The sequence below is a fragment of the Streptomyces sp. NBC_00285 genome, from assembly GCF_036174265.1.
GTDB lineage: Bacteria > Actinomycetota > Actinomycetes > Streptomycetales > Streptomycetaceae > Streptomyces.
In genome coordinates this window covers 6,730,122-6,754,180 of the sequence record NZ_CP108055.1, presented here as the reverse complement: position 1 = coordinate 6,754,180, position 24,059 = coordinate 6,730,122, and the positions used below count along the sequence as shown (strand labels likewise).

17 protein-coding genes and 1 pseudogene are annotated in these 24,059 nt (G+C 70.2%); 6 read left to right on the top strand and 12 right to left on the bottom strand.

The features are described 5' to 3' along the window. Nucleotides 1-4 precede the first annotated feature (4 nt). Nucleotides 5-2,338, bottom strand: coding sequence for a glycosyltransferase (locus OHT57_RS31360; RefSeq protein WP_328749977.1), 2,334 nt, complete (start codon nucleotides 2,336-2,338; stop codon nucleotides 5-7). Then, on the bottom strand, nucleotides 2,335-3,798 hold the full coding sequence (locus tag OHT57_RS31355) for a glycosyltransferase family 29 protein (protein ID WP_328749975.1): 1,464 nt from the start codon (nucleotides 3,796-3,798) through the stop codon (nucleotides 2,335-2,337). The genes OHT57_RS31360 and OHT57_RS31355 overlap by 4 nt, the downstream gene beginning before the upstream one ends. 239 nt (nucleotides 3,799-4,037) lie before the next feature. On the opposite strand from OHT57_RS31355, the gene OHT57_RS31350 reads away from it, so the two are divergent. Further along, nucleotides 4,038-5,159, top strand: coding sequence for an acyltransferase family protein (locus tag OHT57_RS31350; RefSeq protein WP_328753377.1), 1,122 nt, complete (start codon nucleotides 4,038-4,040; stop codon nucleotides 5,157-5,159). A gap of 78 nt (nucleotides 5,160-5,237) precedes the next feature. After that, on the top strand, nucleotides 5,238-6,110 hold the full coding sequence (locus tag OHT57_RS31345; RefSeq protein ID WP_328749973.1) for a class I SAM-dependent methyltransferase: 873 nt from the start codon (nucleotides 5,238-5,240) through the stop codon (nucleotides 6,108-6,110). Here OHT57_RS31345 and OHT57_RS31340 read toward each other — a convergent pair. After that, nucleotides 6,097-6,753 (bottom strand): TetR/AcrR family transcriptional regulator, encoded by a 657-nt coding sequence (locus tag OHT57_RS31340; RefSeq protein ID WP_328749971.1) that lies wholly within the window; start codon nucleotides 6,751-6,753, stop codon nucleotides 6,097-6,099. The genes OHT57_RS31345 and OHT57_RS31340 overlap by 14 nt on opposite strands. Nucleotides 6,754-6,823: 70 nt before the next feature. Between OHT57_RS31340 and OHT57_RS31335 the strand changes: the two genes are divergently transcribed. After that, entirely contained in the window at nucleotides 6,824-8,221 is a 1,398-nt protein-coding gene (locus tag OHT57_RS31335) for an FAD-dependent oxidoreductase (RefSeq protein ID WP_328749970.1), read from the top strand. A 65-nt stretch (nucleotides 8,222-8,286) separates the two neighbouring features. On the opposite strand, the pseudogene OHT57_RS31330 reads toward OHT57_RS31335, so the two are convergent. Further along, a pseudogene (locus OHT57_RS31330) lies at nucleotides 8,287-8,598 on the bottom strand (methylmalonyl-CoA mutase family protein); the annotation flags it as partial. Nucleotides 8,599-8,804: 206 nt separating this feature from the next. Between OHT57_RS31330 and OHT57_RS31325 the strand changes: the two are divergent. After that, nucleotides 8,805-9,620, top strand: coding sequence for a L,D-transpeptidase family protein (locus OHT57_RS31325; RefSeq protein WP_328749968.1), 816 nt, complete (start codon nucleotides 8,805-8,807; stop codon nucleotides 9,618-9,620). 221 nt (nucleotides 9,621-9,841) lie between these two features. On the opposite strand, the gene OHT57_RS31320 is transcribed toward OHT57_RS31325, so the two are convergent. The 3 genes from OHT57_RS31320 to OHT57_RS31310 all read right to left on the bottom strand — a co-directional run bounded on the left by OHT57_RS31320 (nucleotide 9,842) and on the right by OHT57_RS31310 (nucleotide 13,529). Next, nucleotides 9,842-10,960 carry a hypothetical protein gene (locus OHT57_RS31320; protein ID WP_328749966.1) on the bottom strand — a complete coding sequence of 373 codons (1,119 nt, stop codon included), beginning with the start codon at nucleotides 10,958-10,960 and terminating at the stop codon, nucleotides 9,842-9,844. Then, the gene (locus OHT57_RS31315; RefSeq protein WP_328749964.1) at nucleotides 10,960-11,622 is read right to left on the bottom strand and encodes an RNA polymerase sigma factor; all 663 of its coding nucleotides are present in this window, start codon (nucleotides 11,620-11,622) and stop codon (nucleotides 10,960-10,962) included. The genes OHT57_RS31320 and OHT57_RS31315 overlap by 1 nt, the downstream gene beginning before the upstream one ends. Nucleotides 11,623-11,963: 341 nt before the next feature. Beyond that, nucleotides 11,964-13,529 carry a hypothetical protein gene (locus tag OHT57_RS31310; RefSeq protein WP_328749962.1) on the bottom strand — a complete coding sequence of 522 codons (1,566 nt, stop codon included), beginning with the start codon at nucleotides 13,527-13,529 and terminating at the stop codon, nucleotides 11,964-11,966. A 191-nt stretch (nucleotides 13,530-13,720) separates the two neighbouring features. Between OHT57_RS31310 and OHT57_RS31305 the strand changes: the two genes are divergently transcribed. After that, nucleotides 13,721-16,636 carry an AfsR/SARP family transcriptional regulator gene (locus tag OHT57_RS31305; protein WP_328749960.1) on the top strand — a complete coding sequence of 972 codons (2,916 nt, stop codon included), beginning with the start codon at nucleotides 13,721-13,723 and terminating at the stop codon, nucleotides 16,634-16,636. Nucleotides 16,637-16,742: 106 nt separating this feature from the next. On the opposite strand, the gene OHT57_RS31300 is transcribed toward OHT57_RS31305, so the two are convergent. The 4 genes from OHT57_RS31300 to OHT57_RS31285 form a co-directional block, all read right to left on the bottom strand. Continuing rightward, nucleotides 16,743-18,341: a glycosyl hydrolase gene (locus OHT57_RS31300; RefSeq protein ID WP_328749958.1), complete on the bottom strand. Its 1,599-nt coding sequence runs from the start codon at nucleotides 18,339-18,341 to the stop codon at nucleotides 16,743-16,745. Between the two features lie 113 nt (nucleotides 18,342-18,454). Beyond that, nucleotides 18,455-19,831 (bottom strand): hypothetical protein, encoded by a 1,377-nt coding sequence (locus OHT57_RS31295; protein WP_328749956.1) that lies wholly within the window; start codon nucleotides 19,829-19,831, stop codon nucleotides 18,455-18,457. A gap of 124 nt (nucleotides 19,832-19,955) precedes the next feature. After that, entirely contained in the window at nucleotides 19,956-20,150 is a 195-nt protein-coding gene (locus tag OHT57_RS31290) for a hypothetical protein (protein WP_328749954.1), read from the bottom strand. A 112-nt stretch (nucleotides 20,151-20,262) separates the two neighbouring features. Beyond that, nucleotides 20,263-20,664 carry a DUF4913 domain-containing protein gene (locus OHT57_RS31285; protein ID WP_328749952.1) on the bottom strand — a complete coding sequence of 134 codons (402 nt, stop codon included), beginning with the start codon at nucleotides 20,662-20,664 and terminating at the stop codon, nucleotides 20,263-20,265. Nucleotides 20,665-20,815: 151 nt separating this feature from the next. Here OHT57_RS31285 and OHT57_RS31280 point away from each other — a divergent pair, with 151 nt between their 5' ends. After that, nucleotides 20,816-22,252: a hypothetical protein gene (locus tag OHT57_RS31280; protein WP_328749950.1), complete on the top strand. Its 1,437-nt coding sequence runs from the start codon at nucleotides 20,816-20,818 to the stop codon at nucleotides 22,250-22,252. 80 nt (nucleotides 22,253-22,332) lie between these two features. Here OHT57_RS31280 and OHT57_RS31275 read toward each other — a convergent pair whose 3' ends face one another. Further along, on the bottom strand, nucleotides 22,333-23,985 hold the full coding sequence (locus OHT57_RS31275) for a hypothetical protein (protein WP_328749948.1): 1,653 nt from the start codon (nucleotides 23,983-23,985) through the stop codon (nucleotides 22,333-22,335). Between the last annotated feature and the right edge of the window lie 74 nt (nucleotides 23,986-24,059).

Here is a 24,059-nt window from a genome sequence, read left to right as displayed (position 1 = left end):
GTGCTCAGCCGCCCAGCAGGACCCGCAGGTCGGCTGCGTTGGCCTCGGTGACCTTCCACAGCTCCTGCTGGCGGCCGTGGACGTCGGCGACCGACCCGTCGTGGTCGGCGAGCAGCTCCTTCGAGCGCTCCACCAGACGGGCGGCGAGATGCCGGTCGTGGACCGAGACACCCCACTCGGGCCGCTCGATGTCCCGCAGGAAGTACGCCATCTTCGGGTGCGAGATCAGGCTGATGATCGGCGTGCCGCAGCCGAAGGGGATCATGCCCGCGTGACCGCGCATGCCGATGACCAGCTTGGTGCGGGCGTAGAGGTCGAGGATCGCCTTGTTGTCGAAGTCGTACATCGGGATGACGGGCATCGAGATGCCGTGCTCGCGCCGCAGGTCGAAGACGATCTTCTCGTCGTCCAGTGAGTGCGCCGCGCACTGGACCTCGGCCAGCTCGCCCAGGTCCCGGACGGCCTTGGCCATCTGGGCCAGGAAGTAGTCGTAGTCGTGGCCGAAGCGCAGGCCCGCGCGGTCGTAGGCGGCGTTGAGGAGGATCGTGTCGTCGCGCTTCACCGGGTCCTGCCAGCCGGGGACCAGTTGGCGGGTGACCGTCGTCGGACAGGGCTGGAAGCGGATCTTGTCGTGGAGGTGGGACGGGACCATGGCCCGGACCTTCTCGATCGAGCCGTGGTTGCGCAGGCCGAAGAAGGAGGACTGCTCGACGAGGAGCCGGAGCGAGTCGCGGAAGCGGCCCGCGCGGTAGGACTGGCCGTCGAAGGCGTTGAAGCCCACCGCGAAGACCGCGATGGGTACGTCGATGCGCTTCAGGAGCTCGTCGGGGACGTTCCACTGCCAGGCGCTGTTGCCGTTGGGCATGGTGTCCGGGATGAACAGGCCGCCCCCGCCGATGACCATGCCCCGGCGCCGGTTGACCCGCTGGAGTGCGGCCTCGTCGAAGAGCCGGTGGGCGTGCACCGGGTGCCAGCGGCGCGAGGTGGTGTCCGGGCCGAAGGCGGAGCGGACGCTCTCCGGGAGGAGCTTGTCGCCCGCGTTGCCCTGCCGGTCCATGTAGAAGGCGACGTGCGCCAACTGGTCCTCGGGGGCGCCCAGTTCCTGTGCCGGCACGGCGGCCGCGCGCTGCGCCCACAGCCGGCTGGAACGGTGGGTCGGGTCGACGGACATGCCGGCGGTGGCGTGCCGCAGGGCCTCGGTGTTGTCGCCGCTCACCCAGGCCATCTGGGCGAGGCGGGCGTACGCGGTGGCGGCCCGGTTGGGGGCGGCGGCGGCCAGCAGGAGCTGTGTCCTGGCCTCGTCGTAGCGGGAGACGCTCATCAGGGCGTGACCGAGGACCTCGTGCGGCCAGGCCTCGTCGAGCGGGATGCGGACGCTGCTCAGGATGTCGACGGCGTGCTGGTAGTCGCCGGACGCGATGTGGGCGGCGGCCACCTTGCGGGCCACCTCGACGTCCGCGGTGCGCGCCACGTGCGGGGTGCCGTAGTGCACGACCAGGTCGTGGTGGAGGCCGCCGGGGGACTCCATGTACGCGGCCTGGAACTCGGCGTCGGACAGCTCGAACTCGCGCCAGCGCTCCTCGGCCCGGCTGTAGCCGGTCTCACCGCCCTGCCAGGGCTTGTGGCGGCCGGTGAAGTGCAGGATCGCGGTGTCGTCGGGGACGGGCAGGTCGCCCGACAGCCGTCGCTTGACGAAGTTGTAGCGGGCGTCGAGGCGGACGAAGTCGCCGTCCAGGACGGCGTTGAGGATGCCCTGGTCGTGCTTGTCGAGCTCGTAGTCGCCGGAGCGGCCGCACGTGTCGAGCTTCGCGCAGAACGCGTCGCTCAGGTACTCGCGCTGGATGACCAGCAGGCCGGAGTTGAGCTTGTGCTGTCCGTAGAAGAACTGCGGGACGGCCGCCAACCCCTCGCGCAGCCGCAGGAGTTCACCGAGGTCGCCGAGGACGACCATGTCGGTGTCGAGGGTGATGACGGTGTCGTACTCGCGCAGCTTGAAGACGTCCAGGATGAAGTACGCCTTGCGGACCAGGTAGTTGTCCTGGTCGCCCTTCTTGTACGCGTCGTAGTGGTCGGCGTCGACCCGCTTGAGGACGATCCGCGGGTGCAGCGCACGGATCTTGGCGATCGAACCGGGGCGCAGGTCGTCGTAGAGGACGACGAAGTCCTCGCACACGCCCGGGTTGGACAGGGCGAGGCTGCGCAGCAGGACGAGGAAGCCGGGCAGGTAGTTCTCGTCGACGAAGCTGGCGAAGGCTGTCTTCCGCTTGCCGGTGAGGGCGTGCGCGTCGGTCACCGGGGCCAGGGGGGCGGCGGTCCCGATCAGGGAGTTGCTGGTCATCGCAGGGATATCCTCATGTCGGTCACGCTCTGGGCCCGCTCCATGACCCATGCCTTCTCGCTGGTGTATTCGTGCACGGATGTGATGGCGAGCTTCATCGCCTCCTGGAGTCGGTAGGCGCCGCTCTCGTAGAAGTCGAAGCCGATCAGGTCGAGCTTCGGGCTCACGTCGAGGAAGTCCAGCAGCCACAGCATGTTGAAGCCGGAGGTCGGGATGCCCGACCAGACGTCGGTCGAGACCTTGCCGATGTTGCGCACGGGCCAGCGCAGCGACTCGTCGCCCAGGTAGGTCTGGGCGCCGGGCACCAGGCGGTTGCGCAGCGAGTACTTCCAGTCGCCGGAGACGCCGCCGAAGACGAGCCGGGTGGTGACCTGCTGGTCCCAGTTGAAGCCGTGCTTGTGGATCGTGGCGTGGACGTCGGTCCTGCTGCCGGTGTGCTTCGGGTCGATCCTGTACGAGTTGAAGCGGACGACGATGTCGTACGCGTCGATCTCCTTGCCCATCGAACTCGCGCCGACGCGCCCGGAGTTGGCGATCAGGCAGATCGACTTGCCGGCGATCAGGTTGCGGAACTCGCCCAGGGTGATCCACTGCACGCCGCCGACGGTGGGGTCGTCGACCGGGCCGCGCATGCGGTTGCGGCGCTGCTCGGCGTAGAGCTCGACGGCCTCGGTGAGGGCGGTGAGATCGGTGTCCTCGGTGGAGCGCAGGTCGAGGTACTGACTGAGCAGTTCCTGGCGCTCCTGCACGGGGGCGCTCTCGCCGGCCAGCGAGAGGAGCGCTCCCACCAGCCGGGGCTCGGCCGCGGCCCAGTCGGCGACGGCGTGCGCGGCCAGCCCCTCGGCCCACACGTCGGTGGCGGGGCGGCCGGAGAAGGCGCGGGCGCCGGGGACCTGGCGCGTGAGCAGCTCCAGCAGCTCGCGCTCCTTGTCCCCCGCGATGCGCAGGCCCGCGATGCGGGCGCGGACACCGAAGCCGTCGTCGTCGGTGAGGCTCAGGTACTTCTCGTACGCCTCCAGGGCCTCGGTCTCCTCGCCGAGCGCCTCCAGGAGCCGGGCGCGCAGCCGCCAGCCGGCGCGGGAGTTCTTCCGCTGGGCGAGGACGGTGTCGCTGATGATCAGGGCGAGGTTCAGCTCGTCGTCGTAGCCGCACTCGAGTGCCTTGTTGGCGACGGCCAGCAGGACGTCCAGCAGCTCGGCCGGAATGTTCACGGAGGGGCTCGACGCCCCCTTGACGGCCCGCTTCAGCAAGGCGGTCGCACCGGACGTGGGGGGCGTCGCCGGGGCGGCCGTGGCGGTGGTCCCCCACACGACGAGCAACTTGCGCAGCTGTTCACCGAGTTCCACGCGGCGGCGGTCGACGCTGCCCACGATCTTGCCGCTGTGCGCCGCGCAGGCGCGCAGGCATTCGTCCAGCTCCCCGCCACGCGCGCGTGCACGTCTCTTCTGGACCGTCGTCATGGCACTCCTGTTGTTTTCTCACCAAAGCAAAGGCAAGTTCATGGGTTTACTGCAACGTGAGGGGATTGTGGGCGAACTTAGGAAGCCAAAACGACATACAGGTGAACTCACCGGGACCAGAAGGCCAATCGTTGGTCCGGCGAGTAAGACATCCCCGTGATTCGGACTAACGTGCTGGGCGCGTCCACAGCAGTCACTTAGGCTCTTCAGAGCTTGCGAAGGGGATATCCGTGACCAGCATGACCGTCCGGCCGGCACCCGACCTGCCCCGGCGGCCGGAAGGGCCACTGCCCGCACCACGCCCCCGGGAGACCCGGCTGCGGGCCCTGGACGGACTGCGACTGGTGGCCGCGCTGATGGTGGCCGCGTACCACTACGGCGGCCGCGGCGGCGACATCACCCGGGCCTGGGGAAATTCCGCACAACACCAGTTCCCGACGCTGCACACCTATTTCTCCTACGGCTGCCTCGGCGTCCAGGTCTTTTTCGTGATCAGCGGATTCGTGATCTGCATGAGCGGCTGGGGCCGGACCCTGCAGTCGTTCTTCGCCTCCCGTGTCTCCCGGCTGTTTCCCGCCTACTGGGCGGCCGTCCTGCTGGTCACGGCGGTGTTCGCGCTGCCTGCGGTCGCCTACAAAGCACTGTCGCCGAGCGACGTCATGGTGAACATGACGATGCTTCAGATGCCGCTGGGCGTCGACCGGGTGCTGGGTGTCTGCTGGACGCTGTGGGCGGAGGTCCGCTTCTACGCCTTGTTCGCGCTGTGCGTGGTCCTGCCCGGGGCCTCCCGGCGCCGGGTCGTCATGTTCTGCGCGGGCTGGACACTGGCGGCGGCGATCACCCAGACCCTGCACCAGCCGCTGCTCGACATGGTGTTCATGCCGGAGTACGCCTCCTTCTTCATCGGCGGCGTCGGCCTCTACCTCGTCCACCGCGACCGGCGGGACGTGTACGCGTGGGGCATCGTGGTGGTCAGTTTCCTGATCGGGCAGCACTACGCGGTCAAGTCGCTGTGGAACGTGTCCGACCCCAACGCCTTCGCGCACCGCACCTCGCTGGGCATCGTGCTGGTGGTCGCCTTCGGCTTCATCGCGGTCGCGGCGATCGCGCTGGGCTGGCTGGGCTGGGCGAACTGGCGCTGGCTGACGGTGGCCGGGGCGCTGACGTACCCCTTCTACCTGGTCCACGAACACCTGGGCTGGGTGGTCGTCCACGCCCTGCACCGCAGTCTGGGCCTCCCGTCGTCGGTGACCTTCGCCCTGACGATCGCCGTGATGCTGTCGCTGGCCTGGCTCATGAACCGGTTCGTCGAGAAGCCGCTGGCCCCACGACTGCGTACGGCGCTCGGCAAGGCACGCTGAACCAAGGCGTGCGGAGCTGTTCACCTGGCGTTCGCTTCTCCGCCCGCGCGACAGCCGCCGGGTGAGCAGACTGGACTCATGGGTGACGCACAGCAGACGTACACGTATCCCGGTGAATTCCGTGACGTACCCGGGTGGTTCCCGCCGCTCGACCAAATGCTGTTCAGCTGGTTCCTGCGACGTCAGGAGAAGCCGGGTGACCTGCTGGAACTGGGCGCGTACATGGGCAAGAGCGCGATCCTGCTCGGGCAGCACCTGCGGGACGGCGAGCGGTTCACGGTGTGCGACCTGTTCGGGGGCGAGGCACCGGACGGCGCCAACCGCGCGGAGACCACGAAGTCGTACGCCTCCCTCACCCGGCAGGCCTTCGAGCGGAACTACCTCTCCTTCCACGACGCCCTGCCGAGAGTGATCGAGGGGCCCACCTCGGTCGTCCCCGGCGAAGTGGCGCCGGGCACCTGCCGGTTCGTCCACATCGACGCGTCGCACCTGTACGAGCACGTGTACGGCGACATCGGCGCCGCCCGCGAGATCCTGCTCCCCGACGGGATCGTCGTCCTGGACGACTTCCGCTCCGAGCACACCCCGGGCGTCTCGGTCGCCGTGTGGGAGGCGGTGCTCAACCGCGATCTGCGGCCGATCTGCCTCAGCACGCAGAAGCTGTACGCGACCTGGGGCGATCCGGAGCCGGTCCAGGAGGAGTTGCTGGCCATGCTCCAGGAGCGCACGGACGTCGGCCTGAGTGTGCAGGAGGCGGCCGGTCACCGGCTGGTGCGGGCGCGGGCGCAGAAGATGCAGGCGCCGTCGTTCCCGCGCTCCCGGCACTATGTGGAGCCCGTGGCCGCGCCGAGCCCTCCTCCGCGGCCGCGGCGCTCTCCGGCCCGCCGGATCGCCGTGGACCTGCTGCCGCCCGTGGTCACACGCGCGGTGCGGAAGGTCAGGGCGCGGTAGGCCGGTACTGCTGCTCGATTCCCGCCAGCACCAGGGCCAGCCCCTCCTCGTAGTGCCGGTCGAAGTCCTGGAAGATCTCCGCGCCCGCCGCCGCCGACAACGGGAAGCCGGCCATCACCTGCGCGCGTTCCACCACGTCGAACCCCTCCCGGCGCTCGCCCGGCAGGGGCTCCACGCCCTGTTCCTCGGTGACGAAGCCCAGGGTGTAGAAGAACGACGTCGACGTGGCCCGGACCGCCTGCGCGAGGGTGAGACCGGCGGCCGTGAACAGGCGCAGGGTCTCCTCCATCTGCTCGACGTGGACCAGGCCCGTGAAGCGTGAGCCGCTGTAGACCTTGGCGCCGTCGCGGTAGCCGAGCAGGGCGGTGCGCAGTCCGCGGTTGGACTTGAGCAGCCGTTCGCGCCAGGTGTCGGTGGGGTCGAGTTCGGCCCCGGCGATCATGCGCCGGAACATCTCCGTCGCCATCTCGTCGAGCAGCGCCTGCTTGTCCTTGAAGTGCCAGTACAGGGCGGGGGCCTTGACGTCGAGTTCCCTGGCGATGGCCCGCAGGCTGAGGCCGTCGAGGCCGACCTCGTTCAGGAGCTTCAGGGCGGTGTCGGCGACCCTCGCGCGGTCGAGGGGCGGGCGTTTCTCCGTACTCACACTTGACAGCTTAACAGCGTTAAGGGCACCCTCGGAGCCGACGGCACTTAACAGTGTTAAGGAGATAAGTGTGAACACGGACGTACTGATCGTCGGCGCGGGCCCCACCGGCCTCGCCCTCGGCATCGACCTCGCCCGGCGCGGTGTGGACGCGCTGGTCGTGGAGAAGGCGGACCGGCTGTTCCCGGGCTCACGTGGCAAGGGTCTCCAGCCGCGCACCATGGAGGTCTTCGACGACCTCGGCGTGCTCGACGCGATCCTCGCGGTCGGCGGCGAGTACCCCGTCGGGATGGTCTGGCAGGACGGCGAGCGGGTCGGCGAGCACCGGATGTTCGACCCGGCCGAGTCGACGGAGGACTCGCCGTACAACGCGCCATGGATGGTCCCCCAGTGGCGCACCCAGGAGGTGCTGTCCGCACGGCTGGAGGAACTGGGCGGGCGGGTGTCCTTCGGCCGGGAGGCCGTGGGGTTCGAACAGGACACGGAGGGGGTGACCGTACGTTTCGCGGCGGGCCAGGACGTCCGCGCCCGGTACGTGGTCGCCGCCGACGGCGGGCGCTCGGTCGTCCGCCGCACGCTCGGCATCGGCATGACCGGCGAGACGGTCGACCCCCACCCGCTGCTCGTCGCGGACGCCCGCATCACCGGCCTGGACCGGGACAACTGGCACATCTTCCCGCCCCGCGGGGAGGGCTCCGGCTATCTCTCGATCTGCCCGCTCGCCGGCACGGAGGACTTCCAGGTCGTGGCCCAGTTCCCGGAGGGCACGCGGGTGAACCTCTCCCTGGACGCCGTCCGCGAGGTCGTCGCGGCCCGATCCCACCTCGCCCCCGAGGCGGTGACCGAGATCCGCTGGGCCTCCGACTTCCGGCCCCGCGCGGCACTCGCGGACAGCTTCCGCTCCGGCCGGGTCTTCCTCGCCGGTGACGCGGCCCACGTGCACTCCCCGGCCGGCGGCCAGGGTCTCAACACGAGCGTCCAGGACGCGTACAACCTGGGGTGGAAGCTGGGCGCGGTGCTGCGGGCCGGTGCCCCGGCCGCCCTCCTGGACACCTACGAGGAGGAGCGCCGCCCCATCGCCGCGCAGATGCTCGGCATCTCGACGGGCGTGCACCGAGGAGAGGTCCGCCGGGGCGAGGCGACCCGCCAACTGGGCCTGGGATACCGGGAGTCGTCCCTGACGGAGGAGACGCGCCCGGCACCGGGCGGACTCCGCGCGGGCGACCGCGCCCCCGACGGCAAGCTGGCCGGCGTGCGCCTCTTCGACGCGTTCCGGGGCCCGCACTGGACGCTGGTCGCGGTCGGCGTCGAGACACCGCGGCTGCCGGACTCGGTGCGGGTGGTCACGGGTGACGACCAGCCGTCGTACGGAAAGGGGCTGTTCCTGGTGCGTCCGGACGGTTACGTCGGCTGGGCCGGTGACCAGGCGGCCGGGCTCATGGACCACCTGGGCCGGTTCGGAGCGTGAGGGCGATCAGCCGTCGAGGAGCGTGTCCACCGAGAGGTCGACACGGATGCCGACGGACTCCGACAGGCCTTCAGCGCGTCCTTCATCGGGTACAGGACGTTGTCCTCGCCCTCGGCCGCCTTCTTCAGGGCGGTGAGGGCCGCGTCCACCGCGGGCCGGTCGCGCTCCGCGCGGAGCCTCGTGAGGCGTTCGGCCTGCTGGGCCTCGATGGCGGGGTCGACCCGCAACGGTTCGTACGGCTCCTCCTCGTCGAGCCGGAAGCGGTTGACGCCCACGACCACCCGCTCGCCGGAGTCGGTCTCCAGGGCGACGCGGTAGGCGGAGCGCTCGATCTCGTCCTTCTGGAAACCGTGCTCGATGGCGGCGACCGCGCCCCCAGGTCCTCGGGACCGTAGACGGGTTCGATGGGCCGTCCGGACTCCGGCTCACGCGTCATGCCCACCACCGTGTTGCGGTCCCGTACAGAACGCCGCCGGGTCGTTCGCGACCGGGCCTGCGCGGGGAGACATCTCGGGGGATGTGGGTGAGACGGCAGGGGGTCCGGATGCGTAGTACGGGCATGAGTACGGCCATGAGGACAGCCATGGGGAGAGGGGCCGCCGCGCTGCTGGTCCTGGCGGTGGCCGGCGGCTGCACCGTGCGGTCCGACGGGGACGGGGACGGCAAACGGCATCTGCCGGTGCGGATCGAGGTCCCCAAGCGCAGCACGCCGCCCGCGGAGGACGACCGGAAGCCGAGCGCGACACCGCCGACCGGTTCCGCCGCGCCCGCCGTGCTGTGGTCGCGCGGCGACTCCGGGCGGGATGTGCGGGAGCTCCAGGCCCGGCTGCGTCAGGTCGCCTGGCTCTACGACGGGCCGACGGGGTCGTACGACGACCTCACCGAGCGGGCGGTCGAGGGGTTCCAGGGCAAGCGCGGGCTGCCGAGGACGGGGAAGACCGACGCGGTCACCTGGCAGCGGCTGCTGAGGATGACGCACGAGCCGGGCAAGTGGGAGCTGTATCTGATGGGCGGGCAGCCGGCCGACGCGCCGGACGCGCGCTGTCTGACCGGGCGGGTGCTGTGCATCAGCAAGACGAGCCGGACACTGCGCTGGATGATCGACGGGCGGACGATGCGGACCGTGTCGGTCCGTTTCGGCTCGGTGGGCACACCGACCCGGGAAGGTGTGTTCAGCATCTACTGGAAGTCCCGCCACCACGTGTCGACGCTCTACGACTCCCCGATGCCGTACGCGATGTTCTTCAGCGGCGGCCAGGCGGTGCACTACTCCGCGGACTTCGCGGCCAACGGGTACGCGGGCGCCTCGCACGGCTGCGTCAACGTCAGGGACGAGGCGGCGATCGCGGACCTGTTCGGCCAGGTGCGGAACGGCGACAAGGTCGTCGTCCACTGGTGAGTGCCGCGAGGGAAGTAAGGGGCGCGGACGGGACCGGGGGAACGTGTCCCGCCCGCGCCGAGTGCACGAGCCGTAGGTACGGGGGGAACCCCGGCTCTGTGCGACGGCCGATGACCAGTCGGCTCACTCACTACTGCGCCACAGCGGCCGAAAACGTCACACGCACCGCGACCGGATCCGCGGCGGACACGGAACGGGCAGGCCGGCGGGGTTCGTAAAGGTCAGAGCGCGCTGTATGTCGGGCTCGGGTCCGGGCCCGGTGACATCGTTGCCTGGTGCGAGGCGATCGGGACGCCGGAAGAGGTGGTGCCGCTGCCGCTGGGCGTGCCGCTGCTGGAGTTCCGGAGGCTGTTGCGGGGGGCCGTGAACTGACCGCCGCTGTCGCCGTTCCCGTCGCCCCGACCGCTCTTGCCGTCGCCCTCGTTGTCCTTGTTGCCCTTGTTGTCGCCGCGGCCTTGGTACCCGCCCTTGCCGGTGCCCTTGCGTCCGTCGGGGCCGGCCTTGGTACCTCCCTCGGCCCTCTCGGACAGGACGCCCTTGCAGTACGTCCACACGCGCGGCGCGCCCCCGGCGGCGTCCTCGAGGGAGCGCTTGCGGAACGGGGCGAGTTTCTTGCCGTCGCCGATGTCGCGGCAGGCCGAGGCGGCTCCGTTCCAGTCGCTGCCGGGACGGACACGCAGGCCCCCGGAACCCGCCCCGGCGTCGCCGCGTGCCGTGTCGGGCGAGCCGGCCTCGCCCGAGGGGGAGGCGTCCGGTGACGGGGTGAGCCCCGGGACGAAGGACGGAGGAGAGAGGTACGGGCGGTCCGGAGTGGCGGTCACCGAGACCGAGGTCCCGGGATCCGGATCGTCCTCACCGGACGGCCCCGGCGTTCCGGTTGCGGCCACGACCGCGGCCCCGCCCACCACACCGGCGGCCAGTACGGCGGCGAGTCCGAAGTGCACGGGACGGCGCCGGCGAGCCGACTTGTGGACCGGGGCGCCGATCCGCACGAGACCGGCGTCGGCGGGTCCGCCGTCCCCGGCCCGGTGCCGGCCCCCCGAGGACGGGCTCACCCAGTCGTCCGTACGTTCCGCGCGCACCTTGCGGAACGCGGCCAGCGCGGCCTCCTCGCCGGGCAGTCCGACGCCGGCCGACATGGGTTCCGCGGTCAGCGCCGCCAGGGTCTTCGCGAGCCGTTCGGCCTGGTCGCGGGAGGCCGCGTCGACGCTCTCCAGTGACTCGCCGCGCAGCAAGCGCTCGGCCGTCTCCGCGTCCAGCCACCGGCCGGGGGCCCGGCCCGCGACGGAGCCGCCGGCGGACTCGGCGTCCTCCGGATGGACACAGCGATCGTCGGCCATCACATGTCCTTCTGCGTCCGCGGACGCGTATGCGTCACACTCGCGGACGTCACCGCACGGTCCTGCGGTTCTCGCTGGGGTGGCAGGGCATCGAGCGCGCCGGCCGATTCCGGATCCTCGCCGAGGAGCTCGGCGAGCCGCTTCAGACCCCGGTGCGCGGCCGTCCGTACCGCGCCGGGACGCTTGCCGAGGGTCTCGGCCGCGGTCTTGGCGTCCAGGCCGACGACCACGCGCAGCACCACGGCCTCGGCCTGGTCCTGGGGCAGCCGGGCGATGAGCGAAAGGGTGCTGCCGGTGGCCAGCGCCTCGATGGCCTCGCCCGCGGTGTCCGACTCGGCGGGCTTCCCGGTCAGTTCGGTCTCGTCGCCGCCTATCACCGGGCGGCGGCCGCGCATCCGGATGTGGTCCAGGGCCCGGTTGCGGGCTATCCGGGCCGCCCAGCCGCGGAAACGGTCCGCGTCGCCCTCGAAACGGTCCAGGTCACGGGCTATCTGGAGCCAGGCCTCTGAGGCCACGTCCTCCGCTTCCGGATCGCCGACCAGTGTCCGGACGTATCCGAGCAGCCGCGGGTGCACGGCGCGGTACACAGTCCGGAACGCGCTCTCGTCCCCGTCCTGTGCCGCAAGCACCGCGGCGGTCAGCTCCGCGTCGTCCCCCAGCACCCGTGAATCCTCAATACGTGGTCGCGATCGATGGTCGCCGCTTCGAGCCGTCGAGGGGTGTGGTGATCGTTCGACAGTCGGTTTGATCAGTCACATTCCGCGCTCGGAGCGAAAGGCACGTTACGACCTGAAACCGTTGCTCGTCCATGTCCGTACAAAATGCAACTACCTCGTGATCCTGGGGCGGGGCCCGGTGCGGTGTGACAGAAACCGCACTCTTGGCGCTGACAGAAGTACGGGCCGCCGCGCGGCCCGTTCCGCGCGACGGCCGGGGCCTCTCCTGTGGGGGGTGGCGGCCCCGGCCGTCTCCGCGGTTTCCGGCTCCGCCCAGGGACGATGCTTCACACCCAGAGCTTGACGGCTTCGAGCCAGCGCGTGTTCTCAAGGGCGCCACCGAAGATGAAGCCAGGGCGTGGGTCGGCGCAGTCCGAACTGCCCCAGTCGTAGCCGTGGACTTTGGCGTTCCGGCAGACGTGGCCGCTGCCGATGTTGATGGCGAAGCCCGTCATGTACGGGGCGCTCGACTTCGTGCTGCCGATGTAGTTGTTCTTGCCGTCGCCGATGACGGCGGTCCACTGTGGTGCCCACTTGCCCTTGCCGTCGGTCGACCGGGCGTCGTGCACGAAGGCGTTGGCGGCCGAGCCGCCGCCGCCGTACACCGCGATGTTGAGGGCCTTGATCGGATGGGTTCCGCCCGTCGTTCCGGCCAGCGTGCCGTCACACACGGGCTTCTGCCAGCCCTGTCCGGAGAGGTATGCGCGATAGCAGATGTGCCGCCCGGACGGGTCGTTGCGGTGGAGCCGGTTCACAGCGGTGGCGGCGGTGTCCTGCCGGGGCTTCGCGGTCACGGTGGCCCGCGGGGGCTTCGCGGTCACGGTGACCGTGATCTCTCCCGCCCCTCCCCCGCTCTTCGGGGCCTTCGCACTCTTCGAGGGCTTCGGCCTGGCCGACGGCGAGGTGACTGTCACGCTGGGCAGTGGGGACAGTCTGCTCGCGGAGGAGGAGACGGTCGGCGCCGCCCTCTCGGCCTGAGGAATTCCGCTCGTCTCGGCGCTCGAACGCGCAGCCTGTTTCTGGCGCCCTCCGTCGTCCGAGGCACCACTGCCCAGGATTACCAGTGGAACGATGACGAGGGCGGCCACGCCGAGGGCCACCGGCCCGACGACCAGCGGCTTGTGGAGCAGCCCGGGGGACCCGTACTCGTCGTCCGACTGACGTGATCCGTTCCCCAGGGCGACCCTTGAGATCGGTCGGGCGGCGAGGGGCGGGGGCGGCCCGGTGAGTCGGCGCTGCCGCTGCTGCTCCAGTGTGTACGCCTCGACGTCGAAGTCGTCATCGTCATCGTCGTCACCGTCACCGTCACCGTCGCTGACTTCGGCTTCGGCTTCGGCTTCGTCGTCTGGTTCGTCGTCGGATTCGCCGTCGGATTCGGTGAGATCGAGAACGTCGTCATCGTCAGTTTCGGCTGCGGCTCCGGCTGCGGCTCCGGAAAGGCCGGTTTCCGCTACGGGTCCGTACGATTCCGCGCGTCCCGCGTGTTCGGTGGGCTCGCCCACCTGCTCCTGCTGTTGCTCCAGAAGGCTGCTGGAACCGTCGGGGGCGACCTCGACGAACGCCACGTACCCCGCCGAGGGGTCGGAGATGGTCGCCGTCACGGTGGCGTTCCGGTCGCGTGCGTACCTCTGCAGTGTGTCGAGGATCGCGGCGTCGACCGCCGTTCCTTCCGCCACCGGTACGGGTTCGCCGTCGATCGCGGCCGAGCCGTCTCCGGAGATGATCACCGCGTAGCGCGGTGCCGGCTCGGACACGTCCCCGGCGGATTCCGCCTTACCGAGATCCACTGGTTCTCCGGACACGGCGTGGTCGTCCCCCGTGGTCCGCTCGTCCGTCTCTTCACCCCGGCTCATGGCAATTCCTTTCTGACGCTTCCCGGCCGCACGGCCCCGGTCGGGAACGCCGTGACAGTCCCCGGCTGTCGCAACGGGCGCCGTACGGGAACGGTTCAATTCCCGCGGAGACAGAACAGCGACGACCGGGACGAGAGGGGCGCGCTTCGTCAGATGACTGTGGTGGGACGGCTGTTGAGTACAGTCAGAGGGTGAGCGGCTACGGAAACTGCGTGCGTTTCGCCGTGCTCGGGCCGGTTCGGGCATGGCGGGGTGAACAGGAACTGGACCTCGGTTCGCCACAGCAGCGGGCCGTCCTGGCGACGCTGTTGTTGCGGCGAGGACGCGCTGTCTCACTCGCCGAACTCCTCGACGCGGTCTGGGGCGAGGAGCAGCCGACGGCTGCCGTGTCCGTCCTTCGGACCTATGTGTCGCGCCTGCGCAAGGTACTTGAGCCAGGGCTGGGGGCGGACGAGACCCGACGGATGGTCGTGTCGGTCGGGGACGGGTACCTGGTCCGTCTGCCGGAGGACGGCCTGGATCTCGCCGTGTTCGAGCAGCGGGTCACGGAGGCAAGGAAGCTGCGCGCCGCCGGGGAACTGTCCGCCGCCGCGACGTTGCTGCGCGCAGCGCTCGACGAGTGGCAGGGAGCGGCACTGGGCGGTCTCCTCGGCCCCCTGGCCGAGTCCGAGGGCTCCCGGCTGAACGAGCAGCGACTGGCCACGCTGGAGACCTGGCTGGACATCGAGGTCGAACGCGGACGCCACGGCGAAGTGATCGCCGAACTGATCTCGTTGACCGGCAAGCACCCACTGCGGGAGCAACTGTGCCGCCTGCTCATGCTGGCGCTCTACCGGTCCGGGAGGCAGGCCGAGGCACTGGCCGCCTATCGCAGTACGCGGAGCACCCTGGTGGCCGAACTGGGCATCGAACCCGGCGCGCCGCTGCGGGACCTGCACGACCGCATACTGGCGGCCGACGCGACCCTGGACCCCCGCCCGCCCGAGGGGCCGGCTTCCCCGGTGTCACCCGCCTCCCCGGCCGTCGTGCATACGGCCCGCCCGGCACAACTTCCCGCCGACCTCCCGACGTTCGTCGGCCGATCCGCCGAACTCGACCAGATCCGGGCACTGTTACCGGAGCAGAGCGGGGCCCCGGCCACGGTGGTGATCAGTGCGATCGGCGGCATGGCCGGCATCGGCAAGACCACCCTGGCCGTGCACTGGGCGCACGAGATAGCCGACCGTTTTCCCGACGGACAGCTCTACGTCAATCTGCGCGGCTTCGATCCGACCGGCTCGCTCGTGACGCCGGACGAGGCCATCCGCGCCTTCCTCGGCGCGCTCGGTGTCCCGCCGATGCGGATCCCCGCCGGCCTCGACGCCCAGACCGCGCTCTATCGCAGCATGCTCGCCCAGCGGCGGATGCTGGTCCTCCTCGACAACGCCCGCGACACCGAACAGGTCCGCCCGCTGCTGCCCGGGTCCCCCGGCTGCCTGGTCATCGTCACCGGCCGCAACCAGCTCACCGGCCTGGTCGCCGGCGAAGGGGCGTATCCGCTGACCCTGGACCAGTTGACGCCCTCCGAGGCATACGACCTCCTGACGCGCCGTCTCGGCACCGCCCGGCCGGCGGCGGAACCGCAAGCGACGGACGAGATCATCACCCGGTGCGCCCGGCTGCCACTGGCGCTGGCCATCGTCGCCGCCCATGCCGTCGCCCACCCCGGCTTCCCGCTCAGCGCCATCGCCGAGGAACTGCGCGACAGCCACGGCAGCCTCGACGCCTTCACCGGCGGCGACGACATCACCACCGACGTACGGGCCGTCTTCTCCTGGTCGTACAAGGCGGTGTCCGCCCCGGCCGCGCGCCTGTTCCGCCTGCTGGGCATACACTCCGGACCCGACATCTCCGCGCCCGCAGCCGCCGCCCTCGCCGGGCTCCCCCTGCGGGAGGCCCGCAGTCTGCTCGTCGAGCTCACCCGCGCCCACCTGCTGACCGAGTACTTCCCGGGCCGCTACACCCTGCACGACCTGCTGCGCGTCTACGCCGCCGAACGCGTCCGCGCCGAGGAGACGCCGCAGGAACGGAAGCGGGCCATGGAGCGGCTGCTCGCCTGGTATCTGCACACCGCTGACGCCGCCTACCCGCACATCACCCCGAAGCGTCGCCGGATCGGCCTGGAACCGCCACCGGCCCGCTGCCGGCCCCTGGAGTTCAGGACGCACGACCAGGCTCTGGACTGGTGCGAGACCGAACGGGCCAACCTGGTCTCCGCGGTGCACCAGGCAGCCGGGTCCGGCCTGCCGGGTATCGCGTGGCGACTGCCCGCGGTCCTGTGGGGGTTCTTCTACCTTCGAAGCCATACGCACGACTGGGTCGACACCGCGCGGGTGGGACTGGCCGCCGCCCGCGCGGACGACGACCGCCTGGGCGAGGCGCAGGGTCTCGCGGACCTGGCCGCCGCACTGCGCGGTTCGGGTCGCCTCGACGAGACCATCGACCACCTCACCCAGTCGATGGTCGCCTACCGAGAGCTCGGGGACGCGGGCGGCAGGGGGGCGGCCGTGTCCAACCTGGGCGATGCGTTTCTGCAGTCCGGCCGGCTCGGCAGGGCCGTCGAGTACATCCGCCGGGGGCTGGTGATCGAACGGGCCATCGGCAGCGCCTGGGGGGAGGGAATCTCCCTGTGCAACCTGGGCGACGCCTACCAGCGGCTCGGCCGGTTCGACGAGGCCGTCGACTGCCTGGAGCAGGCCCTGGACCTCCTGCGCGCCAACGGCAACCGCTGGGTCGAAGGCGTCACCCTCGACATCCTCGGCACGGCCCACCGCCGGCTCCACCGTTACGACGACGCCGTCGAGTACTACCACCAGGCGCTCAGAACACACCGGGACATCGGCAACCGGTGGGGAGAGGGTCACACTCTGGGCAACCTGGGTGACGCCCACCTGGCCGCCGGCGAACCGGAGGCCGCCCGCGACAGCTGGCGGCAGGCACTGGCGATCTTCGTGGAGTTCGACCACCAGGACGCCGAGAAGGCCCGCGAGAGGCTCGGCCGGCTGGAGGACGGTCCGCCGGACCCGGACTCCGACGTGCAGAGAGCTACGGCGGGGCGGGGCGCCTGACATGAGTCTCCGATCGATCACGACCCGGCCGTGGCCCCGGGGGCGAGGACACGGCCGGGCTGCATCCGGACAACGGATGACAGGTGAGGACGGTTCAACTCCCGGGTCAGCTCACGTCGTGGTAGACACGGCCGCTGGCGTTGGCGGTCGTTCCGTCGTAGAGGCCGGTCGGGCTCGTCTGCGTGGACAGCGTGAACCACGCGTAGCGCTCGACGAAGTCCAGGCCGTCCATCATCTGCACCGATGACTTGATGAAGTCGGTCTGCTCCTGCTCGCCGGGGTAGCGGGGAGCACCCTGGGAGAAGTCGATCAGCCCGTACTCGGTCAGCCAGATCGGCTTGTGGTAGCGGTCCCAGACGGCCTGCAGGTAGCCGCGCAGCTGGTTGGCGGCGTCGGGGCCGAAGTCGGCGCCGTACCAGTGCAGGGGAATGAAGTCGACGCGCAGGCCGCGGTCCGAGGCTCCCTGCATGAAACGGTCCAGCCAGCCTCCGGCGACGTCGGCGCCGGAGGCGACCGCGGGGGCGCCCAGGCGCAGGCCGGTGGACTCCAACCGGGGCCAGAGGTCCAGGGCCTGCTCGGGTGTCAGGTTGGCCTGCGTGGCGGAGTCGGGCTCGTTGAAGCCGAGCAGCTCCTTGCTGCCGTTCTGAACGGCCGCGCCCAGTTCGGCGTCGGTGACCGAGCCGGGACCCCAGATCATCGGGACGTAGTCCACGCCGTCCGGCTTGGTGACCGCGCCGGTGGAGGAGGCCCAGTTGTAGTACCAGGACGCGCCGGACCCGGCCAGCGCCTGGGAGGCACCGTCGACGGGGTTGAGGCTGACGCCCTTGCGGGTCGGGGCGGCAGTGGTGACGGGGTTGGTGGCAGGGGCGCTGGTGGCGGGGGCGGCCGGGGTGGTGCTGCCGGTTCCGAAGGCGACGGTCAGGCCGCTGCACTTGGTGCACTGGTACATGACCCTGTTGCCCGGCTCGGCGTCCTGCTTGGACCAGGCGTACGCCGTGGGGCACTTCTGGTTGACCATGTCGCTGTACGGGGTCTTCGCGTCCCGGTTCGGATTGACACACACCAGCGGCTGCCCGGTGCCCGCGTCCTTGGTGAGGTTGTCGGCCGGGCAGGCGGACAGCAGATCCTCGGCACAGCCCGCTACCGCGCACTCGCCGCTCGCGGGCGGTGAGACGTCGTTCGGCGTGATGGTGACCGCGGCGGCGACCGCGTCCACGTAGCTGACGTCGTACCAGGGAGCCGCGGAGTCGGCCGGGTCGAAGTTGAACTCGGCGAGTCCGGTGGGCTGTTGACCGAGGGAACAGCGGTCGGCGTACGGTCCGCAGTCACCGACGGCACAGTGGAACGTGCTGCCGCTGTCGCCGGTGCAGCCCTGGCGGGCGAAGAAGGTACCGCGCCAGTGCCCGGCGCCCGCATGCTCGGGGATGCCGATCGTGGCGGACTGCCCCGGGTCCAGCGTCGGCAGCCCGGTGAGTGCGGCCGAGCCGTCGGCGTTGACCTCGCTGCCGACCCAGATACGGCTGCCGGTGCGGTTCTGCAGGGTGATGGTGTGGTCGGCGACGGCGGCGGTCGCGGTTTCGTTGATCTTGGTGTCGCCTGAGCGGTGGGCCTGGACCAGTACGGCGGTGCCCGAGACACCGGCGACGACCAGGAGCAGTGCCAGAAGGAACGATGTGCGTCTGCGCATGGAGCGCAAGGTGCGCATGGAAGATGCCTCTCCTTGGGGCTCGTGGGGATGGACGACTGGGTTGCACCAGCACAGGCACGACGGCCCGGGTGCGGTGGAAGGTTCAGCCGGCCGTGAAGTTGCTCCTGCGGCTACCGAGCTGCCCTGGAGGAGGCGGTGTTGGAGCGGACGTGGGTGGGAGCGGCGGAGGTGGGACGAGCCGACGAGGACGTTCCGTCGCCGTTCAGGACGGCCTTCTGCTGCTCGCCGAGAACCTGATGACCGGCCTCGCCGATGAGGGGTGGAACGGCGGGCGCGTCCGAGGAACCGGCCCACGTCCCCGTCGCCTGTCCGGCCTCCCGGAACGGGTCACTCTCTCGCACCGGAGCGGACTGGTCGGAACCGGCGGTGAGCCGCGCGACGGTCGCCTGCTCGACCGCGTTGAAGGCGACCGCGTCACTCATCGAGCCCAGGCCGCGCTCGCTGGGAGTGACGGTCCGCCACTCCCGCTCCACGCGTGCGGCTTCCAGGAACGGATCGCTCTCCCCCACCTCGGCCGGGCTCCCGGCGCCGGCGGCGGCACGCGCTATGGATGCCTGCTCGACCGCGTTGAAGGCGACCGCGTCACTCATCGCATCCGGGCCGCGGTCGCGGGGGTTGACGGTGCTCCATTCCCGCTGCACGCGTGCGGCTTCCTGGAAGGCGATGCCGTCGCTCATCTCGTTCTCCCGCGGGAACGAGAAGCCGCTTCCGCGCTCCGCGACCGGCCGCTCAGGGGGTGCGGTGCGCTCCCAGCGGGCGCGGAGCTTGGCGAACTGCGCCTCGTCGTCGGCCATGATGGCGGCCCTGGCGTTCTCCATGGCCTCCGCGGCGGTGACCTCCCGCCGCGGCTCGGGTCGCGGAGCAGCGCTGCCCACTTCCCGCAGGTACGCGTTGTTGGCGTACTCCGCGACGGCGGGCATGCTCAGGGCGTTGCTGTCGTACGCCTTCTGCCACTTCCCCTTGGATCTGAGCTGCTGCAGAACCGCGTCCTCGAAAGCCTCGCGTTCGGCTCTCGGCAGCCGGCCGACCATGTCCTGGAAGCCGGTCCTACCGGTGCGGCGCGACTCCGGCGCGACCGGCTCGGCCTGGCGCTGGGACGCGGAGGACCGCCGTGGCTCGGCCCGGGCGGAGGGCTCACCTTCGCGCCCGGGGGACTCGCCCCGCTGCCCTCCACCGGCCGCCGAGCCTCCGCTGAGCGCCGTGTCTCCCCCGGACGTCGGGGCTCCCCGTGATGCCGGAGCTCCTTCCGCCGGCCTCGACCGGCCTCTGAGGCGTTCGACCAGGCGGCTCAACTCGTCGGCCAGCCTGTCCCAGGCGTCCGCCCGGCGCCTGCGGCCGACGGGGTTCAGGCGGCGCCAACCCCTCGTCATGCGGTACTCGGCGTCGACCAGGTTGCGCGCCAGTTGGGCGTGGCCTGTGGAGGGCCTCCGCCGCCTCGGTTCCTTCGTCAGACGCCGCCTTGAGGGCGCCTCGTTGCCGTATGCCACGGTGCCCCTCTTCCGGGTCGGGGATGCTGACACGAGAGACAACGGGTCGTCGGCGCCCGGCGGTTCAGCCGCGTCCGATCTCTACGCGACGGCACGGACGAAGTACGGAAACCGACGGGAGGGCCTACGCCCTGTGCAGCTCGAACCCGGGTGGCAGCGGCAGCAGTTCGGGGACCGGCGGGGAGTACTCGATGGGCGGGGCGTTTTCCGCCGGCCCTGACGGAACCTGACGGGAGTACGGCCCGTTCGCCTCCGCCGCGGACCGGCGCCGCTCCAGCAGACCCTGTGACGCGAAGGGCCACACTCGGGCAACGGGCATGTCCGTACCTCCATGATCGATCAGCTGCGAGGGGGTGTCGGCCGGTCGCCGACACGGTGCTGTCCCACGCAACGGGCCACGCCCATCGAACGGTTCAATCCTTCACCCGGGTTCAAGCCGGGTACGGATCCATCCCCGGCGCCTCCTTGGCGCGGTGTGAGCCGACCTTGCAGCCCGCGAAGGGGCCCGCGGGATCCCGCAAGGAGGCCATGACATGGGTGAGATGGTCGCGGTGCCAGGTCGAGGGTCCGCCGGCCCCGGAGCCGGGACCGGTGAGCTCCTGCCATGCCATCCACAGTCCGTACAGTTGCGCCACCGCCTCCTTGTGCTGCCACCAACTGGAGCACCAGGGGGCCATGGAGGTGACCTCCCTGCCGTACACCGGCAGCAGCAGATGGCGGACCCACAACGTCAGCCGGTGCAGCCCGTCCTCGTACTCGGATCCGTCCATGTAGACGATGAAGGCGGGCCCTTTCCCCTGCTCTTCCGCCGGTTCCGCCGCTTGGGTCGTCATGTCCGTACTCCGTCTGCTCAGTGGGTTCTCGTCACCAGCACGACGGGGAGCCGCGCCCGGTGGTTCAGATCGCACTGAACCCCCGGACGTGCACGGGCCGTTGTGCGTGACAGCCGGCGGCGCTGGGTCGCCGTCCCAGGGAGGTACCTGCATGCCCGAGCGTGATCCGGCCAAGGAGCCGGAGCGGGTCCAGATGATCTGGTTCGGAGAGGAGCTGAGCGACAACGCCAAGGCGGGACTACGGGCGTTGAGCCAGCGGTTCCCGAACTCCCAACATGAGCTGGTGGTGCTGCCCCGGCGTCGTCCGGGAGACACCGGGCGGCAGCATGTGCAGGAGCTCATGGACGGATACCGGGCGGAGGCGGAGGCGCACGGCGTCCAGGTGCGGCACGTTCGCGACGACACGAGGAAGCTGGCCGAGGGCCTCGGACCGAAGTACAGCCACCAGTCGGTCGAGGACATCTTCAACATGGAGATGTCCAACGCGGGGTACATCGCCGCGAAGGATCTCACTACGTACCTGCTGCGGGGAACCGAAACCGGTCTGAGTGTGGACCTGTCGCACCACCACATGACGGACGAGGAATGGCAGGCGGTCCAGCAGGACGAGAACTTCTCGCCCACCGCGGCGGCGCCGTTCGACTTCTCCACCGCGGAGTTGAAGGTCGTCGACCTCTCGCACGGCCAGGACGCCAATATGCGCAACGTCCTGAACGCGGACTTCCAGGCGATGACGGAGCAGCACGGCGACGCGGACATCGAACCTCAGATGATGCGCCACCTCGACACCTTCGCCATCTACACACGCGAGGGCACCCGGGGGCAGGAGGCGGCCAAGACGGCCGCGGTCATGCACATGGGCTACCTCGCCAAGATGGCCCAGGACGAGGTCCTCAAGGGCAACGTGACCTTCAACCCGAGGGACAACGACAAGCGGTTCCGGCCCGACACGGTCAATCTCGCGGGCAACAACGTTCTGGGCGCGAAGTACAACACGCAGGACCCGAGGCGCGAGGACGTCATCGGGCGCATGAACATCAGCGCCCTCGCCGACGGCATTCACGCCGCCTTCGGCACACCCACCACACCGCCCGGCGGTACCAGCACGGACATGCCGACAATCCAGGTGGACCAGGCGACCTGGGACGACATCACCATGCGGGCGTTCCGGGTCGGCGATGTGCGGGTGCTGCCGCAGCTGAGCCTCGGCAAGGACAACCAGGGTGCCTGGCGCACCGAACCGACCCAGGACCCGAGCGACCTGACGAACCTCAAGGGCGAGAAGATCACCCTGGTCCAGGCCAGCAACATGGGTGTCAGCAGGGCGGCGGAGCTGGGCATGGAGGGGCTCGACAAGCCCGCCCACCTGCCTTATACGGTGGAGCGCTCCACGTCGGCCGGTAACTCCCCCCGCCGCACGCCGAGTCCGTTGTCCTCCTCGGACGAGAGCATGGGGCGGACCGCCAGTGACGTGGCCGCTCTGCCGATGCCCCGGACGCCGTCGCCGGAGTCGCCGCACCTCACCGATGCCGCGGCTTCGACGACGGCCGCGAGGTCCAAGGTGGTGCGGGCGGCCACGCTGCGGTAGCCGTGCACAGGAAGGCGGCGACGGGACCGGCTTCCCGTCGCCGCCTTCTTCGTGCACTCCGGGGACCCGGGCAGAGGACGTCAGCGGCGTCGTCCCCCCGCGGCCCACCTGACCAAGGCCGGGACCTCCTTGGGGGCCTTTGCCTTGCCCTTGTCCCTCCCCTGACGGCTGCGCGTCGACTGCGAGTCCGACGGTTCCTGGGCCGGCTGACGGTATTCCTGCGTCAGTGGAATGCCGCCACCGGCGGAGTCCGACGAGGAGCTGTGCACCGAGTCCCCGTGTTCCGAACCCCCGTGCACCGAAGTCTCGGGCGGGCTGGGGGTCCTGTCCCCCAGCGGAACGCCGCCCGAAGAACTGGACGTCGCACTCCGACCCGCGTAACGGGAGTCGTCATACGTGGGGTTGTACGTCGCGGTGTTCACCGGCTCCGGCGGGACGGGGTACGAGCTGTCACCGACGAACGCGCCGCCGCTGTAGTGGCCGGGGTCGATCATGAACTCGGAACTGGCCGACGACTCCGGGTAGAAGAACTGAGGGGGCCGCGTGGTCGACGGGGAGAACTCGCCGCTGGAACCGCCACTGACGGACATCCTGTGCATGCCCCCGGTCAGTTGGTCGGGGGTGAAGTCATTGAACGGCGGCGGCATCGCGGGAAGAGGGAAGGTGGTCGGGGCCTCACCGGCCCCTCGTTCCTGGGCCTCCCGGAAACTCCTGATCTTCTCCTTGAGTGTCTGCTTGCCCTGAGCCAGAGCGGCCAGTTCGTTGCGCACGTTGGCTTCGGTCAGCGCGCGGCCCGTCAGCCCCTGCGTGTTTTCCAGCGCGACGCCACTCGCGGACGAGGCCCTGGAGAGCTCCTCCGGGCTCAGCGAGATCTGGCCGTCTCCCGCGTAAGGGTCGACCATGCAGACGACCGCTGAGGGGTCGTTGAACACCTCGTGGAAGTTCGCGAGCGAGAGATTGGACGAGGCGCTCTCGTCGGAGCTGCTGGGAGAACTGGACGAACTGCCGTGGGCGTTCCGTTCCTTCTCCCTGTTCCGCCACCGGTTCTGCTTGTCCGCGAAGTCGGAGTCCGGGGACGGGATGCGGTCGAACGATCCCTGGCGTCGGACGTCGAAGCTGTCCTTCGTCGCCAACGACCAGGTGGCCGAGTCGGCCGAGTCGCCCCTGAAACCCATCAACTTGACGTGCATGTGGGGGACTTTGCCCTCCTCGATGAGCTTCTTCAGGTGCGGCCACTCGTACTTCGTCAGTACGCTGCCCGCCACCCGGCCACCGAGCATCACCCCGGTGACCGGCCCCTCTGCGCCATCCACGTAGTGGCCGGACATGTGCTCCCAGAGCCGGGCCTGCACAGGGGCGTCGGACCAGGATCCGAACCCGAAGTTCTTCCCGTTGAAGATCTTGCCGGGGGGCGACGTCTCCAGGATCAGCCCGCCGGCCTCCGCTGCCTTCTTCGCCGGGTAGTACGGTTCCGACTTGCTCCACAGGTATTTGCGCTTCTTGGTCTCCTTCGCCACCGCGGCGAGTGCCTGCGTGGAGAGCCTGTGATGCCCGTTGTTCCTGTACTCGTCCCGCCACCACTTGGCCGGGACGTGCAGCGCCTGGAGGCGGTCGAACTGGGCCACGAGGTTTTCCGCCGCGACACCGGCCCACTCCTCTTTGGGTGTGTACCCTTCCGATATCCACCTTCCGTTGTCGGACAGCTGGCGCATGTAGCCGTCGAAGGCCGACATGAAGGCGGCATCCTTGTGGAGGCCGTACCTCTTCAGCTCTTTCCTTGCGGCGGCTTCATCCCTATCGAATGCTG